The organism is Rudaea sp., from assembly GCF_057139185.1.
This window is the reverse complement of sequence record NZ_DBNHDN010000046.1, coordinates 118,398-135,860: the sequence shown is the minus strand read 5'-3', so window position 1 is coordinate 135,860 and position 17,463 is coordinate 118,398. Positions and strand designations below refer to the sequence as shown.

18 protein-coding genes and 1 riboswitch are annotated in these 17,463 nt (G+C 65.3%); of the genes, 6 read left to right on the top strand and 12 right to left on the bottom strand.

The window, feature by feature from the left end; genetic code table 11:
• The first annotated feature begins 12 nt into the window (after positions 1-12).
• Positions 13-741, top strand: a complete 729-nt coding sequence (locus tag AC16HO_RS16930; protein ID WP_395642005.1) for a 3-keto-disaccharide hydrolase — start codon at positions 13-15, stop codon at positions 739-741.
• A gap of 3 nt (positions 742-744) precedes the next feature.
• Here the strand turns inward: AC16HO_RS16930 and AC16HO_RS16925 are convergent, their stop codons facing one another.
• From AC16HO_RS16925 to AC16HO_RS16890, 8 genes are all read right to left on the bottom strand, one after another.
• Positions 745-1,965 carry a cysteine desulfurase gene (locus tag AC16HO_RS16925; RefSeq protein ID WP_395642004.1) on the bottom strand — a complete coding sequence of 407 codons (1,221 nt, stop codon included), beginning with the start codon at positions 1,963-1,965 and terminating at the stop codon, positions 745-747.
• A gap of 129 nt (positions 1,966-2,094) precedes the next feature.
• The gene (sufD, locus tag AC16HO_RS16920; protein ID WP_395642003.1) at positions 2,095-3,216 is read right to left on the bottom strand and encodes a Fe-S cluster assembly protein SufD; all 1,122 of its coding nucleotides are present in this window, start codon (positions 3,214-3,216) and stop codon (positions 2,095-2,097) included.
• A gap of 1 nt (position 3,217) precedes the next feature.
• Complete coding sequence (sufC, locus tag AC16HO_RS16915; RefSeq protein WP_395642002.1) at positions 3,218-3,979, bottom strand: Fe-S cluster assembly ATPase SufC; 762 nt, start codon at positions 3,977-3,979, stop codon at positions 3,218-3,220.
• 27 nt (positions 3,980-4,006) lie between these two features.
• Positions 4,007-4,501: a GNAT family N-acetyltransferase gene (locus AC16HO_RS16910; protein ID WP_395642168.1), complete on the bottom strand. Its 495-nt coding sequence runs from the start codon at positions 4,499-4,501 to the stop codon at positions 4,007-4,009.
• Positions 4,501-4,968 (bottom strand): hypothetical protein, encoded by a 468-nt coding sequence (locus AC16HO_RS16905; RefSeq protein ID WP_484335597.1) that lies wholly within the window; start codon positions 4,966-4,968, stop codon positions 4,501-4,503. The genes AC16HO_RS16910 and AC16HO_RS16905 overlap by 1 nt, the downstream gene beginning before the upstream one ends.
• A complete protein-coding gene (locus tag AC16HO_RS16900; protein WP_395642000.1) occupies positions 4,949-5,155 on the bottom strand; it encodes a hypothetical protein in 207 nt (68 codons plus the stop codon). The genes AC16HO_RS16905 and AC16HO_RS16900 overlap by 20 nt, the downstream gene beginning before the upstream one ends.
• Positions 5,152-6,591: a Fe-S cluster assembly protein SufB gene (sufB, locus tag AC16HO_RS16895; protein WP_395641999.1), complete on the bottom strand. Its 1,440-nt coding sequence runs from the start codon at positions 6,589-6,591 to the stop codon at positions 5,152-5,154. The genes AC16HO_RS16900 and sufB overlap by 4 nt, the downstream gene beginning before the upstream one ends.
• Before the next feature lie 16 nt (positions 6,592-6,607).
• Positions 6,608-7,054, bottom strand: a complete 447-nt coding sequence (locus AC16HO_RS16890; protein WP_395641998.1) for an SUF system Fe-S cluster assembly regulator — start codon at positions 7,052-7,054, stop codon at positions 6,608-6,610.
• Positions 7,055-7,218: 164 nt separating this feature from the next.
• Between AC16HO_RS16890 and AC16HO_RS16885 the strand changes: the two genes are divergently transcribed.
• The 3 genes from AC16HO_RS16885 to AC16HO_RS16875 all read left to right on the top strand — a co-directional run bounded on the left by AC16HO_RS16885 (position 7,219) and on the right by AC16HO_RS16875 (position 12,100).
• The gene (locus tag AC16HO_RS16885; RefSeq protein WP_395641997.1) at positions 7,219-8,007 is read left to right on the top strand and encodes a YdcF family protein; all 789 of its coding nucleotides are present in this window, start codon (positions 7,219-7,221) and stop codon (positions 8,005-8,007) included.
• 193 nt (positions 8,008-8,200) lie between these two features.
• Positions 8,201-8,432: riboswitch (cobalamin riboswitch) on the top strand.
• 276 nt (positions 8,433-8,708) lie between these two features.
• Positions 8,709-11,093, top strand: coding sequence for a ribonucleoside-diphosphate reductase subunit alpha (locus tag AC16HO_RS16880; RefSeq protein ID WP_395642167.1), 2,385 nt, complete (start codon positions 8,709-8,711; stop codon positions 11,091-11,093).
• Entirely contained in the window at positions 11,090-12,100 is a 1,011-nt protein-coding gene (locus tag AC16HO_RS16875; RefSeq protein ID WP_395641996.1) for a ribonucleotide-diphosphate reductase subunit beta, read from the top strand. Before AC16HO_RS16880 ends, AC16HO_RS16875 begins: the two co-directional genes overlap by 4 nt.
• Positions 12,101-12,113: 13 nt before the next feature.
• Here the strand turns inward: AC16HO_RS16875 and AC16HO_RS16870 are convergent, their stop codons facing one another.
• Positions 12,114-13,067, bottom strand: a complete 954-nt coding sequence (locus AC16HO_RS16870; RefSeq protein ID WP_395641995.1) for a transporter — start codon at positions 13,065-13,067, stop codon at positions 12,114-12,116.
• Between the two features lie 146 nt (positions 13,068-13,213).
• Here AC16HO_RS16870 and AC16HO_RS16865 point away from each other — a divergent pair, with 146 nt between their 5' ends.
• Together AC16HO_RS16865 and murU are read left to right on the top strand one after the other, a co-directional pair.
• Entirely contained in the window at positions 13,214-14,236 is a 1,023-nt protein-coding gene (locus tag AC16HO_RS16865) for an aminoglycoside phosphotransferase family protein (protein WP_395641994.1), read from the top strand.
• On the top strand, positions 14,236-14,925 hold the full coding sequence (gene murU, locus AC16HO_RS16860) for an N-acetylmuramate alpha-1-phosphate uridylyltransferase MurU (RefSeq protein WP_395642166.1): 690 nt from the start codon (positions 14,236-14,238) through the stop codon (positions 14,923-14,925). Before AC16HO_RS16865 ends, murU begins: the two co-directional genes overlap by 1 nt.
• Before the next feature lie 61 nt (positions 14,926-14,986).
• On the opposite strand, the gene hda is transcribed toward murU, so the two are convergent.
• The 3 genes from hda to AC16HO_RS16845 are packed head-to-tail and all read right to left on the bottom strand — an operon-like array spanning position 14,987 to position 17,462.
• Positions 14,987-15,679, bottom strand: coding sequence for a DnaA regulatory inactivator Hda (gene hda, locus AC16HO_RS16855; protein ID WP_395641993.1), 693 nt, complete (start codon positions 15,677-15,679; stop codon positions 14,987-14,989).
• Positions 15,676-16,860, bottom strand: a complete 1,185-nt coding sequence (locus tag AC16HO_RS16850; protein ID WP_395641992.1) for an AI-2E family transporter — start codon at positions 16,858-16,860, stop codon at positions 15,676-15,678. The genes hda and AC16HO_RS16850 overlap by 4 nt, the downstream gene beginning before the upstream one ends.
• Positions 16,857-17,462: a CDP-alcohol phosphatidyltransferase family protein gene (locus AC16HO_RS16845; protein ID WP_395641991.1), complete on the bottom strand. Its 606-nt coding sequence runs from the start codon at positions 17,460-17,462 to the stop codon at positions 16,857-16,859. Before AC16HO_RS16845 ends, AC16HO_RS16850 begins: the two co-directional genes overlap by 4 nt.
• Position 17,463: the final 1 nt, after the last annotated feature.

Sequence of the window (17,463 nt, the reverse complement as noted above, 5' to 3'; positions counted from 1 at the left end):
AGACAAAGACGAATGAAATGTGCCGCTGTGTTTTTCGCTGCCGCTTTCGGCCTCGCCGCGCATGCGAGCGAACCTGCCAACAACACGCTGTCCGCTGCGCAGCAACGCGAAGGTTGGAGACTTCTGTTCGACGGCAAGTCGACCGCGGGCTGGCATCGCTACAACGAAAAGACGATCGGCAAGGCGTGGGCGGTCGACGGCGACAGCCTGCATCTCGATACCGGCAACAAAAAACGCGGCTGGCAGGCGCCCGACGGCGGCGATATCGTCAACGACGGCGTGTTCGTCAATTTCGATCTGAAGATCGACTGGAAAATCGCGCCTGCCGGCAACAGCGGCGTGATGTTCTACGTGCAGGAAAGCCCTGATCACAAATATCCGTGGCAGACCGGCATCGAGTCGCAGGTGCTCGACAACGTCGCCGCGGAGGATGCGAAGTTCGACAAACATCGCGCCGGCGACCTGTACGACCTGATCGCCGGCAAGCCCGAAGCCGTGCGACCGGCCGGCGAGTGGAATCACCTCGAAATCATCTGCGACCACGGCCGCCTGGTCGAAAAGCTCAACGGCATCGTGGTGGTCGAGACGACGCTATGGGACGATGCGTGGAAGAAATTGATCGCCGGCAGCAAGTTCCGCGACATGGCGGGCTTCGGCATGTTTCGCTCCGGCAAAATCGCGCTGCAGGACCACGGCGCCGACGTGTGGTTCCGCAACATCATGATTCGCGAATTGAAATAACCGTTACGCGAGCAGCTTGCGCACCTTCGCGATCGCGACGATGAACGCGTCGATCTCCTCGCGCGTGTTGTAGAACGCGAGCGATGCGCGCGCCGTCGCCGGCACGCCGTAGAACTGCATCAGCGGGTGCGCACAATGGTGGCCCGAGCGCACGGCGACGCCTTCGTGGTCGAGCAGCGTCGCCAGGTCGTGCGCGTGCACGCCGTCGATCAGGAACGAGAACACCGCGGCCTTGTCTTTCGCCGCGCCGAACAGGCGCAGGCCGGGTACCGATTTGAGCGCGTCGCTCATGTAGGCGGCGAGTTCGCGCTCGATCGCGCCGATCGTGGCCAGGCCGATGCGATTCACGTAGTCGATCGCCGCGCCGAGGCCGACGAAACCGGCGATGTTCGGCGTGCCGGCCTCGAATTTGTGCGGCGGATCGGCGAACGTGGTGCCGTCGAAGCTCACCGTGCGGATCATCTCGCCACCACCGAAGAACGGTGGCATGTCGGCGAGCAGTTCCTTGCGCGCCCACAGCACGCCGGTGCCGGTCGGGCCGTACAGCTTGTGCCCGGTCAGCACGTAGAAATCGCAGCCCAACGCCTGCACGTCGATCGGCAGGTGCGGCGCGGCCTGCGATCCGTCGACGAGCAGCGGGATTCCGCGCGCGCGGCAGGCCTTGGCCAGTTCGCGGATCGGATTGATCGTGCCGAGCACGTTCGACACATGGGTCACGCCGGCAAGCTTCACGCGCGGATTCAGGCGCGCGATGAATTCCTCGACGATCAGTTCGCCGCCTTGGGTGATCGGCGCGGCGGTCACCTTGGCCCCGGTGCGCGCCGCGACGAGCTGCCAGGGCACGATATTGGCGTGATGCTCCATCGTAGTGACGAGGATCTCGTCGCCCGGCTGCAGACGCGGCAGCGCGTAGCTGTAGGCGACCGTGTTGATCGCCTGCGTCGTGCCGCTGGTGAAAATCACTTCGTCGCGTGTCGGCGCATTGATGAAGCGCACGAGCTTGTCGCGGGACGCCTCGTAGGCCGAGGTCGCCTCTTCGCCCAGGGCATGCACGGCGCGTGCAACATTCGCGTTGGTCTCACGATAGAAACGATCGACCGCCTCGATCACCTCGGCAGGTTTCTGTGCCGTATTTGCGTTGTCGAAATAGACCAGCGGCTTGCCGTGGACTTGGCGAGCAAGGATCGGGAAGTCCTTGCGGCCGAGGTTGGAATCGGAGTTCATCGCCATATACTCGTCATCCCGGCAGAGACTGCCGGGATCCAGACGGCATAAATGCCAATCTGGAAAGTTGCTGTGTCAAACCCGTCCTTGGAGCCTGGATTCCGGCAGTCCCTGCCGATATGAGGTTGTTCAACCTTCGGCTGCACTCGGCAACACGGCCTGCAACCGCTGCGCAAGAATTTCGCGCATTCCCGCGCCCGCAACGCCAGCGAGCACCTCGGCGCAGAACGCCGTCACCAGCATGCGCCGCGCCTCGGCCAACGGAATGCCACGCGACCGCAGGTAGAACAGCGCGCGCTCGTCGATCTGGCCGACCGTCGCGCCGTGTGCCGCCTTGACCTCGTCCGCGTAGATTTCGAGTACCGGCTGCGTATCGATCTCGGCATTCGGCGACAGCAGCAGGTTCTTGTTCGACAGCTTCGCATCGCTGCCGTCAGCGCCTTTGGCGACGGTGATCGCACCGTGGAAAATTCCGCGAGCGCGCTGATCGGCAACCCCGCGCCAGACGACGTCGCAAGCCGTGTCGCGCGCGGTATGGCGGATGTCGAGCTGCGTGTCGGCGTGCGCACGACCGCGCAGGGCGAAGACGCCGCGTGATTCCAGACGCGCCTGTTCTCCGGCGAGATCGACTTGGATGTCCAAACGCTGCAGACGGCCGCCGAGAAGCACATGTGTCGCGGCGAATGTCGCCTTCGCAGCGAGATGCACGTCGAGCAGTCGATACAAGGCGACCGACTCGGGCAAGTCGCACAGGCTCACCAGTTCCAGCCGGGCCCCTTCACCCACATCGATGCGCCGGTGCACCGAACCGAGCACGCCGGCACCGTCGATGCCGAGATGCTGCTCGATCATGCGCGCGGAGCCGTTGACGACGATCATCGACGTGCTCGTCTGCCAGCGACTTGGCTGTGCGGATGGAAGGCTGACGTAAACGACCTGCACCGGCTCGTCGATCTTTCCATCGATGCGCACCGCGTAGCTACCGCCGGTTTCGCCGACCGTGACCATCGCGCCGACGTCGGCAAAGTCCGAATAGTGCTCGGACACCACGCCGTTGACGACGACGACGCGGCGGCCGCGCGTCTGCGCCCAGTCGAATTGCGCGCGCAGCGTGTCGGGCAGCTCGGCGTGCGCATCCGCGGCGACGAACTCCTGCTGCGCCAGCGAGCGCAGCACCATTTTGCTGTAGCGCCACGCCTCTTCGCGCGCGCGCGCGTCGCCGCGGCTGAATTCTTCAAGCAGCGCGCTCACCTCAGGCAGCTCCGGCGAGCTTGCGCTCGGCAATCCATGCGTAGCCATGCTCTTCGAGCTTGTGCGCAAGGCTGGCATCGCCCGATTCGACGATGCGCCCCTCGGCAAGCACGTGCACGACGTCGGGCACGATGTAGTCGAGCAGACGCTGGTAGTGCGTGACGACGAGGAACGCACGCCCAGGTGAGCGCATCGCGTTGACGCCGTCTGCCACCATCTTCAGCGCGTCGATGTCGAGACCCGAATCGGTTTCGTCGAGGATCGCGAGCCTGGGTTCGAGCAGCGCCATCTGGAAGATCTCGTTGCGCTTCTTCTCGCCGCCGGAGAAACCTTCGTTGACCGCGCGATGCAGCAGTTCATCCTTGAGATGCAGCACGGCGAGCTTTTCGCGAACACGCTTCAAGAACTGCATCGAATCGAGCTCGGCTTCGCCGCGATGCTTGCGCTGCGCGTTCAACGCCGTGCGCAAAAAATACGTGTTGTTCACGCCCGGAATCTCGACCGGGTACTGGAAGGCGAGAAAAACGCCTTCGGCCGCGCGCTCCTCGGGCTCGAGTTCGAGCAGGTTCCTGCCTTCGTAGACGACCGAACCCTGCGTGACTTCGTAGCCTTCGCGCCCCGCAAGCACGTTGCCGAGCGTGGACTTGCCCGCGCCGTTCGGCCCCATGATCGCGTGCACTTCGCCGGATTTCACTTCGAGCGAAAGGCCCTTGAGGATTTCCTTGCCCGCGACGCGGACGTGGAGATTTTCGATTTTCAGCATTTGCGTTCCCGATATTCTCGGCAGAGGTCAGCCATCCGCCAATTTTTTCAACGCGTCGCCCTCGACGCGACAGCCCAGCCACTCCGGCGTCTTCTTCGCGCCGAGCGATTCGTAGAACTCGATGGCCGGCGCGTTCCAATCGAGCACCGACCATTGCAAGCGCGCGAGCCCCTCGGCCACGCAGCGCCCCGCCAGACTCACGATCAGCGCCTTGCCGATGCCGTGCCCGCGGAACGCCGGGCACACGAACAGGTCTTCCAGGTAGATGCCGTGGCGGCCGCGGAAGGTCGAATAGTTGTAGAACCACAGCGAGAAGCCGGCGACCTCGCCGTTCCATTCCGCGATTTCGGCGAACACGCGCGGATTCGATCCGAACAGATCGCGCTCGATGTCTGCGGCAGTCGCATCCACTTCGTGGCGCAGTTCTTCATAGTCGGCCAACTCGGAAATCAACGCGAAGATCGTCACGACATCGGCGCGGCGAGCCAGACGGATCGTCAACGACTTGGCCACAACGTCCATCAACGCGCACTCCCTCGTGAATCGTCTTCCAGATTTTCCAGGTCCGCCAGATCCTGCAATCGCCCGACTGCGCGTTTGTTCTTGCGCAGATCCTCCAAGGAGATCACCGAGGCAACGGCAGCGCCGATCGGAATGTCCACGCGTCGCGGAAAACACTCGTCGAAATCCACGCCGTCGGCGAAATTGATCAACTCGATCTGGTTCGGCTCCGCTCCAATCACGAGCATCGCACGCGGCTTGCAAAATTCCGCCGACGGTAGCTTCAGCGATTCGAATCCGAAATTGCGCAAAGCGGTGATCAACCGCTGCGCATTCTCTTCCGTGCCGCGAAACCAGACATCCAGGTCCTTGGTGAATCGAACATGCCCATGCGCGCCTACGGCAACGCCGCCGACGATCATGTATTCGACGCCATTCGCAGCCAATGCGCGAATGAATTCCTGCCAATCACCGCCGATCGACGACATCGCGCACCCTTATCTCGTACACGAAAGACGGATTGCCGCCGCGAAACAATTCATTGCCTTCACCATGCAGCCTCAACGTTTCGGCAAGCCGTTCCGCGGCGCTGCGCGTACGCCAGTAGTCAATCGGCTTGCGTTCTGCGTCGACGTCTCCGGCGACTCGAATCGTGCGTTCGATGCGTGCGCTCATCCCACCGCCCCTTCCAGCGACACTTCGAGCAACTTCTTCGCCTCGACCGCGAACTCCATCGGCAGTTCGCGGAACACCTGCTTGCAGAAACCATCGACGATCATCGATACCGCGTCTTCCTCGCCGATGCCGCGCGAGCGGCAGTAGAACAGCTGGTCGTCGGAAATCTTCGATGTCGTCGCTTCGTGCTCGACGATCGCGCCGGGGTTCTTGACCTCGATGTAGGGGAACGTGTGCGCGCCGCATTTCTTGCCGATCAACAGCGAATCGCACTGCGTGTAGTTGCGCGCGCCCTCGGCGCCCTTCTCGACTTTCACGAGACCACGGTAGGTGTTCTGTCCACGCCCGGCGCTGATGCCTTTCGAGACGATCTTCGACTTGGTGTTGCGGCCGATGTGGATCATCTTCGTGCCGGTGTCGGCCTGCTGGCGATGGTGGGTCAATGCGACCGAGTTGAATTCGCCGACCGAGTCGTCGCCGCGCAGCACGCAGCTCGGGTATTTCCAGGTGATCGCAGAGCCGGTCTCGACCTGGGTCCAGGAAATCTTCGCGCGCGCGCCGCGGCAGTCGCCGCGCTTGGTGACGAAATTGTAGATGCCGCCAACGCCGTTCTCGTCGCCCGGATACCAGTTCTGCACGGTCGAGTACTTGATGTTCGCATCGTCCAGCGCAACCAGTTCGACGACCGCCGCGTGCAGCTGGTTCTCATCGCGCATCGGCGCGGTGCAGCCTTCGAGGTAGGACACGCTCGCGCGTTCTTCGGCAATCAGCAGCGTGCGCTCGAACTGGCCGGTGTCGCGCGCGTTGATGCGAAAATACGTCGACAGCTCCATCGGGCAGCGCACGCCCTTCGGCACGAACACGAAACTGCCGTCGGAGAACACCGCCGAGTTCAACGCAGCAAAATAGTTGTCGCCCGGCGGCACCACGCTGCCGAGATATTTCTGCACGAGTTCGGGATGCTCGCGCACGGCTTCGCTGATCGCGCAGAAGATCACGCCGGCTTCGGCCAATTCCTTGCGGAACGTCGTGCCGACCGACACCGAGTCGAACACCGCATCGACCGCGACACCGGCGAGGCGCGCGCGCTCGTGCAGCGGCACGCCGAGCTTGTCGTAGGTCTCGAGCAGCTTGGGATCGACTTCGTCCAGCGATTTCGGCCGGTTTTTCGGCTGCGAGTAGTAGCTGATTGCCTGGAAATCGATCGGCTCGATTTCGAGCTTGGCCCAGTGCGGCGGTGTCATCGTCAGCCAGTGACGGTACGCCTTGAGGCGCCACTCGGTCAGCCATTCCGGTTCGTTTTTTCGCGCGGAAATCGCGCGCACGACCTCCTCGTTCAAGCCCGGCGGCAAGCTGTCGCTTTCGATGTCGGTGACGAAGCCGGCACTGTAGCGTCGATTGAGCGCGGCTTCGATTTCTTGCGGTTGGGTGGCCATGTGGCTGCCTGAGGATTTATGCGGTTGCCAGTTGCGATGGAATGATCCGGCGCCTGGGCGCAAGCGGCCGGCGCATGTCGGCCAGCGTCATCTGCCGCAGCGTCGTCTCGATCACCTCGCTCACCGCGCGCCAGTTGCCGCGCACACCGCAATGCGGCTCGTGTCCGCACATACCTTGGTGCGCACTGCACTCGGTCATGCCGAACGGCCCTTCCATCGCGACGAGGATGTCGGCGAGGCTGATCCGTTGCGGCTCGCGCGCAAGACGGTAGCCGCCGTTGACACCGCGGAACGACTCGACCAGTTCCGCCTGCGCAAGCTGTTTGAGCAGCTTCGACACGGTCGGCAGTTCCAGATGCGCGCGCTCGGCCAGCGCCTGCGCGCTGAACACCTCGGCCGGCTCGTCGGCGAGCACGGTCATGACGACGGTGGCGTAGTCGGTCAATTTGCTGACACGGAGCATGATCGAGGCTCTGGTTGAGAAATGCCGCCAGGATGTCGCTTTTCGATTCCCGCGATCAGGGGCAATCGCAAGGATACCGTACTGAAATAGTACTGTTTTACCGCGCGCCGGTCAAACGACCGGCTATAGTCGCGTGCCCGAATCCGGCAATCGGCGAGGCGCAGATGATCGTTTCCGTCGTGGTGGCGCTGCTGTTTTTGGCGTTCGCCCTGCACCGCCGCCAGCGGCGGACGGCCGGCGTGCTTGCCTGCGGCGGCATCCTCCTGCTCGTGTGTTCCGGATGCGGCCTGCTGACGTTGCCCATGCTGAGCGGCCTGCAGGCACCCTTCCTCAAATTGCCGCACGTCGACTGGGGCGCAAGCAACGCGATCGTCGTGCTCGGTGTCGGTACGGCGAAGATCGACGGCGCGATCGAATCGCCTCCTTTTGCCTACGCGCGCATACTGCGGGCGCTCGAACTCTACCGGGACTGCAAGAGCCATGGCCGTTGCCGGATCATCCTCAGCGGCGGCGATCCGCAACACCACGGCGCGCCCGAAGCCGCCGTCTATGCGGCCGAACTGGTCAAGGCGGGCATTGATCGCGCCGACATCGTGGTCGACGAGGCGAGCCGCAACACCTGGGAAAACGCGAAGTTCACGCGTGCGCTGCTCGAACGCGAGGGCGCGGACAACATCGTGCTCGTCACCGCGGCGCTGCACATGAGGCGCAGCCTGCTCTACTTCACGCATTTCGGGATTGCCGCCACCCCGATCCGCGCCGAGGCGATCGAAAGCGAACTTTCGCTGCTGCCGAACAGCCTGAACATCGCGTACTGCGACAGCGCGCTGCACGAATACCTCGGCATCGCTCAGTATCACCTCTACAACTTGCTCGGATGGAACACCGCGCCGCTTGCGAGCTTGCGTGCGCCGGTCGATGCGGCGGCAGCACCGCGGCCACCGAGCTCATGAATACCCGAACGCGCCACGGCCGATTGCGCCTTGCGCGCCGGGCGCGCGACCGCCAGCGGCCTTTGCGACGACATCGCGACGCCGCTGCCCTGCCGTCGCCGGAGAGCACGCCGATCACCGGCCGGCATATCGAAGCCCCGAGCGGCTGGCTCCGCGGCTGGAGACTTCGATTGACGCGCCCGACGATACGGCATATCTTGTGTCCGTCAACGGCGTCCGACCCAGCATCTTGTTGGTGACGACTTAAACGGGAACCCGGTGGAAATCCGGGACTGCCCCGCAGCGGTGACCGGGAACGAACGATGCCAACAGCACTGGACCCCAGGGTCCGGGAAGCGGCATCGCAGTAGGTGAGATGGATGACGCGCAAGCTTCATCCCCTCGCGCCCGGGAGTCCGAATACCGGCCCGCGATCGTCGCGCGCAAGCGCGGCGTCTGGCTTGCAGACCTTCGCGGGAAGGACGGCCGGGCAGCGTGGCGTTCGATTTTTGGTCGCGCATCCCTGCCCCGCCGCTCTCCTCAAAAGTTCTGCATTCGCTCGCGGGAGCGATGGCCGGCGGTCGTAGCCTGCCTCAACGCATCCGCGCCGCCTGCCTTGCTTTCCTCATGCACCACGAGAAGGAGAGGCACGCATGTCCCACGCAGAAACATTGGCGCTATCGGCGGCGCAACCATCATCAGCTCCGATCACCGCGGCCGCGATGTCGAATCAATCAGGCTTTGCCCTGACGCCGCCGCACCACGCACCCGCGGCGATGCGCGTGGCCAAGCGCTCCGGCGCGAGCGAGCCGGTCGACCTCAACAAGATCGTGCGCGCGGTGACGCGCTGCTGCGACGGCCTGCGCGACGTCGACCCGATGCGCGTCGCGGTGAAGACGATCACCGGCCTCTACGACGGCGCCTCGACGCGCGCGCTCGACGAGCTGTCGATCCGCACCGCGGCTTCGCTGATCGCCGAAGAACCCGAATACTCGCAGCTCGCCGCGCGCCTGCTCGCCGGCTACATCGACAAGGAAGTGCAGGCGCTCGGCGTCTACTCGTTCTCGCAGTCGATCCGCCTCGGCTTCGACACCGGCCTGATCAACGAACGCGTGCTCGCCTTCGTCGAAACCAACGCACGCAAGCTCAACGACGCGATCGATGCGGGCCACAACGCACGCTTCGAGTATTTCGGCCTGCGTACGCTCTACGACCGCTACCTGCTCAAGCATCCGCACCAGCGCCAGGTGATCGAAACACCGCAGCATTTCTGGATGCGCATCGCCTGCGCGCTGACGCAGACCACGAGCGACGCGATCGAGCTTTACCGCCTGTTCGCCACGCTCGACTACGTGCCGAGCTCGCCGACGCTGTTCAACGCCGGCACGCGCCACGAACAGTTGTCGAGCTGCTTCCTGCTCGATTCGCCGGCCGATTCGCTCGACGCGATCTACGAGAAGTACAAGGACATCGCGCAACTGTCGAAATTCTCCGGCGGCATCGGCGTGGCCTGGCACCGCGTGCGCGCGGAAGGCTCGCTGATCCGCTCGACGAACGGCCTGAGCAACGGCATCGTGCCGTGGCTGAAGACGCTCGATTCCTCGGTCGCCGCGGTCAACCAGGGCGGCAAGCGCAAGGGCGCGGCCTGCGTGTATCTCGAACCGTGGCATGCCGACATCGAAGCTTTCCTCGAACTGCGCGACAACACCGGCGACGAGGCGCGGCGTACGCATCATCTCAATCTCGCCAACTGGGTGCCGGACCTGTTCATGCGCCGCGTCGACGAGGACGGTACATGGTCGCTGTTCGATCCGGCCGACGTGCCCGACCTGCCCGACCTGTGGGGCGCGGCGTTCGAGCAGGCCTACGTGCAGGCCGAGGCGCAGGGCCGCGCGAAGAAGACGCTGAAGGCGCGCGACCTCTACGCCAAGATGATGCGCACGCTCGCCCAGACCGGCAACGGCTGGATGACGTTCAAGGACGCCTGCAACCGCGCCTGCAACCAGACCGCGATTGCGGAAAACCGGGTGCACCTCTCGAACCTGTGCACCGAGATCATCGAAATCACGGGCGGTGCGGAAACCGCGGTATGCAATCTCGGCTCGATCAACCTCGCGCGCTGCGTCATCGACGACGCGTTCAACTTCGACAAGCTCGCGCACACCGTGCAGGTCGCCGTGCGCCAGCTCGACCGGGTGATCGATCTGAACTTCTATCCGATCGCGACCGCCCGCGCCTCGAATCTGCGCTGGCGGCCGGTCGGTCTCGGCCTGATGGGCTTGCAGGATGTGTTCTTCCAGCTGCGCTTGCCGTTCGACTCGGCCAGCGCGCGCGAATTGTCGGCGCGCATTTCGGAGGAAATCTACTACCACGCGCTGCATGCCTCGCTCGAACTCGCGCGTGCGCACGGCGTGCATGCCGCGTTCGCCGAGACCCGCGCCGCACGCGGCGAGCTGCAGTTCGACGCCTGGAACGTGACGCCGAGCGACAGCGCGCGCTGGAATGCGCTGCGCGAAGAGATCAAGGCGCATGGCCTGCGCAACTCGCTGCTGATCGCGATCGCGCCGACCGCGACGATCGCCTCGATCGCTGGCTGCTACGAGTGCATCGAGCCGCAGCTCTCGAACCTGTTCAAGCGCGAAACGCTGTCGGGCGATTTCCTCCAGGTCAACCGCTATCTCGTCGAGGAATTGAAGCGTCTCGGCCTGTGGACCGTGGAAATCCGCGATGCGATCAAGCTCGCCGAAGGTTCGGTGCAGTCGCTCGCCGCGCTGCCCGAGGAACTCAAACTCATCTATCGCACGGTCTGGGAGCTGCCGATGCGCGCGCTGATCGATATGGCAGCCGAGCGTGGCGCGTTCATCGACCAGAGCCAGTCGCTCAATCTGTTCATCGAGAACCCGAACATCGGCCAGCTGTCGAGCATGTACATGTACGCGTGGAAGCGGGGTCTGAAGACGACGTACTACCTGCGCTCGCGCCCGGCGACGAAGATCGCCAAGGCCACGGTGGCCGCGAGCGACGCCGCGCCGAAGAAGACCTATACCGACAGCGAGGCCGTCGTCTGCTCGCTCGAGAACCCGGAACTGTGCGAGGCCTGCCAATGACGACGCAGCGCCTGCTCGATCCCGGCTTCGCCCTAACCCTGCGGCCGATGCGCTATCCGCAGTTCTACGAGATGTACCGCGCCGCGATCAAGAACACCTGGACGGTCGAGGAGATCGATTTCCAGATCGACTTGAATCATCTCGACAAGCGCATGACGCCGGCCGAGCGCCATCTGATCGAACGCCTCGTCGCCTTCTTCGCCACCGGCGATTCGATCGTCGCCAACAACCTCGTGCTCAACCTCTACAAGCACATCAACGCGCCCGAGGCGCGCATGTACCTGTCGCGCCAGCTCTACGAGGAAGCGCTGCACGTGCAGTTCTACCTGACCCTGCTCGACAACTACATTCCGCAAGCCGAGCGGCGCGCACAGGCGTTCGCCGCGATCGAGAACATTGCCTCGATCCGGCACAAGGCCGAGTTCTGCCAGCGCTGGATAGCCTCCATCCAGAGACTCGACCGCGTCGACAGCGACGCCGACAAGCGTCAGTTCCTGCTCAATCTGACCTGCTTCGCCGCGTGCATCGAAGGTCTGTTCTTCTTCGCCGCGTTCGCCTACGTCTATTTCCTGCGCTCGCGCGGACTGCTGCCCGGCCTCGCCGCCGGCACCAACTGGGTGTTCCGCGACGAATCCGCGCATATGGCCTTCGCCTTCGAGGTGATCCGCACCGTGCGCACAGAGCAGCCGGACTTGTTTGACGATGCGTGGGCCGACAATGTGCGCACGATGCTCGCCGACGCGGTCGAATGCGAAACGCAGTTCGCCGAGGACGTACTCTCGGGCGGCGTGATCGGTTTGTCGGCGACCGAGATGCGCCAGTACCTCGAATACGTCGCCGACCAGCGCCTGTCGATGCTCGGCCTCGCACCGATCTACGGCGCGAAGAACCCGTTCCCGTTCATGGAACTGCAGGACGTGCAGGAGCTGACCAACTTCTTCGAGCGCCGCGTGTCCGCCTACCAGGTCGGCGTGCAGGGCGAGGTCAGCTTCGACCATGCCTTCTGAGCCGCCCGCGGCGTCAAAACACCATGTTGAGCGCGAGTGCCGGCGTCGCCGTCGCCGGCGCCGCGCTCGTGCGCGGGATCACGCGCACGCCGAGCAACAGGCCGATATTCGCGTTCCAGTTGTATTCGACTGCGGGCGCGAGCGCGAACGACACGTGCGGCCCGGTGTCGATGCGCACGTCGTCCGCCGCCGCGTCGGGTGCGGAGCGGCCGCGGATGCGCGTGCTCGCGGCATGGCGGTAGACGAAGTCCATCGCCAGTACCCAGTTCCGGGTCAGGCTGTATTCGAAGGCGAGATCGACGCTGCCGACGTCGCCCGGGCTCGCTCTGCCGCGGAAGCCCTGCGCGGTGCCGTAGACGCTGGCGTCCTCGACGTTCGCATCGCGCGAAAACGCCCAGGAGAAATTCAGGCGTGTGCGCAGGATGCGCCCGTTGGGCATCCAGTAATACGTCTGCATGTACCAGCCCAGCGTCGTCGTCTGCGCGCCGCTGCCGAAGCCGTCGCCGGCGTGGCGGCCGAGATGATCGAACTTGCCGGTCGGAAACGACTGCTGCACGTTGACCGCCATCGCCGGCAGGCCGCTGTCCGCATCGAAGCGGGTCACGCTCCACTGCGCCTGCACGCTGATGTCGCCGATGCCGACGTGCGAGGAACTCGCGTCGCCATCGATGCGGTTGTAGCCGAAAGTCGGAATCATGCCGACGGTGAAGCGATCGGTGACGCCGTAGTTGAGGTAGCTCAGCGAGCCGAAGCCGTCGGCATGCGGTGCGATCACGTCGTAGAGATAGGGTTCGACCAGCCAATGCCCCTGCGGCAGCGTGCCGGCCGACGGCGCCAGCATCGGGCCGGTCCACCAGGCTTCGTCGAGCGACTGGCGCGAGGTCGCCGGCTCTGCAGCGGCCGCCGCAGCGCAAGCCAGCAGCACGACGAATGCAGAGGCACGAACGACTGTCGATACGAACGCCACGATCAAGCTCTCCTCGCCAAAGTGCGGCTATGCTGGCTGCTGCTCCAATCGCCGGACAGGGGCACTCCGCGGCAAATCGACGGGACCAATTCCACCCAGGCCACAAGCCGTGCATCGTCGCGGCCACAGCCGCTACACTGCCGCGCATGACCGAGCCGCAATCCTCCCGCCACCGCGAACTGCGCGATTTCGCCAGCGCGCATTTTCCGCAACGCGAGTTCGCCATTGCAGCCGCCTCTGCCGACGCGAGCTTCCGCAGCTACTGGCGCGTCGATGCCGGCGGACAAACACGCATCGTCATGGACGCGCCGCCGGACAAGGAGAACATCGCGCCGTGGTTGGCCATCGGTGCGCGCCTGCATGATGCAGGGCTGCACACGCCGCAGGTCTTCGCGGTCGATCACGCGCGCGGCTTCATCCTCATGGAGGACCTCGGCAATCGCACCTACCTGCCCGAGTTGAACGACTCCAGCGCCGACGCGCTCTACGGCGACGCATTCGATGCGCTGCTGACGATGCAGACGCGCGTGTCGCCGGCGGATCTGCCGCAATTCGACCAAGCCTTGCTGCGAACCGGCATGGAGAATTTGCCCGAGTGGTTTTTCGATCGCCATCTCGGCTTCGTGCCCGCCAGCGAGGATCGCACCGTGATCGAGGCGGCGTTCGCCCTGCTCGTCGCCAATGCACGCGCGCAGCCGCAGGTGTTCGTGCACCGCGACTTCCACAGCCGCAACCTGATGATCGTGGCGCGCGACAATCCGGGAGTCATCGACTTCCAGGGCGCGCTGCACGGCCCGATCGCCTACGATCTGGCTTCGCTGCTGCGCGACTGCTACATCGCCTGGCCGGGCGAACGCGTCGATGCATGGGTGCGCGGCTACCACCAGCGTCTGCGCGCAGCCGGCGTCGTCGATGCCGATGTGGTCACCTTCCGGCGCTGGTTCGACCTCGTCGGGCTGCAGCGGCACACGCGCCTGCTCGGCCAGTTCTGCCGGCTCAACTATCGCGACGGCAAGCCCGGCTATCTCAACGACCTGCCGCTGACCCTGCGCTACGTGCTCGACGTTGCGCGCGGCTATCGCGAACTCGCCGCCTTCGCCGCGCTGATCGAGCGCGCGGTCGGCGATCGCGACATCACTCGCGCGCGCGTGCAGGAGCAGCCCGCATGATCGAGCGTGCGCTGATCTTCGCCGCCGGCCGCGGCGAGCGCATGCGCCCGTTGACCGACGCGACGCCGAAGCCGCTGCTCGAAGTCGGCGGCAAGCCGCTGATCGAATACCACCTCGAAAAGCTCGCGCGTGCGGGCGTGCGCGAGGTCGTGATCAACACCTCGCATCTGGCCGAGCAGTTTCCGGCTGCGCTCGGCGACGGCGCGCGCTGGAACCTGCGCATTCGCTATTCGTACGAAGGCGCGGAGCCGCTCGAAACCGGCGGCGGCATGCGCCATGCGCTGCCTCTGCTCGGCACCGACCCGTTCATCGCCGTGAACGGGGATATTTTTACCGTATTTGATTTTTCCACTTTGCCGCAAAACCCCGCCGGACTGGCGCACCTGGTTCTCGTCGACAACCCGCCGCAGCATGCGCGCGGAGACTTCGTGTTGCGTGGCGGCCGGGTGCACGATGAGGAGTCGCCCAGACTCACCTTCGCCGGCATCGGTGTGTACCGTCCCGAGCTGGTTGCCGCACATGCGCCGGGCGGATTTCCGCTCGCGCCGCTGTTGCGCGAGGCGATGCGGCGGGATGGCATCTCGGGCGAGCACTACGGCGGCGTGTGGGCCGACATCGGTACGGCACAGCGCCTGGCGACCCTCGACGCCGGCCTGCTGGCGGCGCAGCCGGCCGCGCCACGCGATTGATGGCGCGGCGCGTTCCAGACGCCGCTCGCTGCGCCGCAGCGCCGGCGCGGCGCCGGGTTCGTTACCCCAGCAGCTTGCGCAGGAACGCCACGGTCACCCGGCGTTTCTCGGCCAGCGAGGCGCGGTCGAGGCGATCGAGCAAGGTCGTGAGGCTGGCAAGGTCGCGCTCGGTGTGGGTGAACAGCCAGGTCAGCGCGGCATCGTCCAGTTCGACCCCGCGTGCCGCAGCGCGTCCGCGCAGCACTTCGCGGCGGGCATCGTCGTCGAGCAGCCGCAGCGGCGCCTGCGCGCAGGCCGAAAGGCGCGAAGTCAGGTCGGGCAGACTCATGCCGAGCTGCGCGGGCACGCGCGACGCGGCGAACAGAAAAGTGTACTTCTCCACTTTTCCACGATTGTAGAAGTCGAACAGTGCGTGCTCGGCTTCGTGCCGGCCGGCCAGCGCGTCGAGATCGTCGAGCGCGAGCAGATCGCTGCCGCCAAGGCCGCGGATCGCGTCTGCCACGCCGTCGGTCACGCTGCGCAACGAAAGATACTGCGCGCGGCGACCGGCGGCGGTCGCCGCGGCACAGGCAGCGAGCAGCAGATGCGTCTTGCCGCTCGCGGCGGGACCGCTGACGAACACCCAAGGCGCATCGGTCTCGGTCGCCGCGCGCCGCGCGAGATCGGGCGCGGCGCCATTGTCGCCAGCGAAGAACGTCTCGAAGCGCTGCTGTGCCGGCCAGCGCATCGCCAGCGGGAGCTGGTCGGGCTTCATGCGCGCGGGGCCGCGGGCGCGGGCGGCGACGTCTCCGTCTTCGGCTTCGCGTCGGCCGCCGGCGCGGGCGGCAAGGGTACGCCCGCGGCGTCGGCATGCGTTGCCACCGCAGCGGCCGGCGCCTCATGCGCGTAGAGCAGGCTCGCGCGATAACGTTCGTTCGCGTAGCGCAGCAGCACCATCAGCACCGATGCGACCGGAAGCGCGAGGAGCACACCGAGGAACCCGAACAGCTCGCCGCCGGCGAGGACGGCGAAGATCACCGCGACCGGATGCAGGCCGATCTTCTCGCCGACCAGGCGCGGCACGAGCACATAGCCTTCGAGCAACTGGCCGATCACGAACACCGCGACGACGAGGGCGACATGGGTGACGTCGCCGTACTGCACGATCGCGGCGATCACGCCCATGAGAATGCCGGTGATGCTGCCGAGGTACGGCACGAAGCTGATCAGCCCGGCGATCAGGCCGATCAGCGGGCCGGTGCTCAGGCCGACGGCCCACAGGCCGACCGCATAGATGACGCCGAGCGCGATCATCACCGACAGCTGGCCGCGCACGAACGCGGAGAGCGTCTCGTCGGACTCGCGCGCGAGGCGCGACACGGTCGGCTCGATCGAGCGCGGCAACAAGTCGTGGATCTTCGCGATCATCACGTCCCAGTCGCGCAACAGGTAGAAGAATGCGACCGGGACGACTACCAGGCGCGTGATCCATGAGATCACCGCGAAGCCCGACTTGGAAATGCCGGCAACGATCGTCGTCGCGATGCCGCCGGCCTCCTTCCAGTGCGCCTGCAGCACGGCGACGATCTGCTGCAGGTCAGGCAGCTCGAAGTCGAGCTCGAAGCGTTCGTGCAGCCACGGCACGGCAACGTTTTGCATCCAGGCAAACCATTGCGGCAAGGCCGTGATGAACGTCGCCATCTGGCGCGACAGGTACGGAATCAGCAACAAAAGGATCAGCGTGACGACGAGGCTCAGGGCGAGGAAGACAACGCTGACCGCGGCGCTGCGCGACAGCTTCCAGCGCTCGAGCAGGTCGGCGAGCGGATCGAACAGGTAGGCGAACATCGCCGCGATCGCGAACGGCGTCAGCACCGGCGCAAGGAAGTACAGCGCCGCGACGAGCAGCACGGACAGGGCCAGCATTTGCCAGCGCAGGTTGTTGGTCGAGTTCATGCGTTCTCCCTGCGCCGGGCTTCGAGCGCCTTGTGCGACCATACGACGACGTAGTGCACGCCGCTCGCGACGGTCGCCAGTGCGGTGAGCCAGATCAGCGTGTCATCGACGGCATCGGGCAGCGGCAACAGCCCGCTCAACTTGAGCAGCAGGGCCAGCGCGCAGACGATCTGGATGAACGTCGTGAGCTTGGACAGCAGCGACGGCTGCGGCACGACGCGGCCAATCAGGAGATGGTAGGCGGTCGCGCCCGCGGCGATGACGAAGTCGCGGCCGACGACGAGCCACATCAGCCAGTCCGGGATCGCGTCGGCGAGATCGAGCGAGACGAAGCAGGCGACGAGCAGCAGCTTGTCGGCGAGCGGATCGAGCACGCCGCCGAGCCAGCTCTGCCAGCCGCAGCGCTTGGCAAGCAGGCCGTCGAGCGCGTCGCTCGCGCCAGCGACGGCGACGACGATCAGCGCCGCTTCGAAGCGATGGCTCGCGATCAGCCAGACCAGCGGCACGACCAGCACGATGCGCGCGAGCGTGATCGCGTTCGGCAGGTGGCGCCAACGGGAGTCTGTGTTCGGCGTGGGTGGCATGCGCGGGGTGGTCGGCACT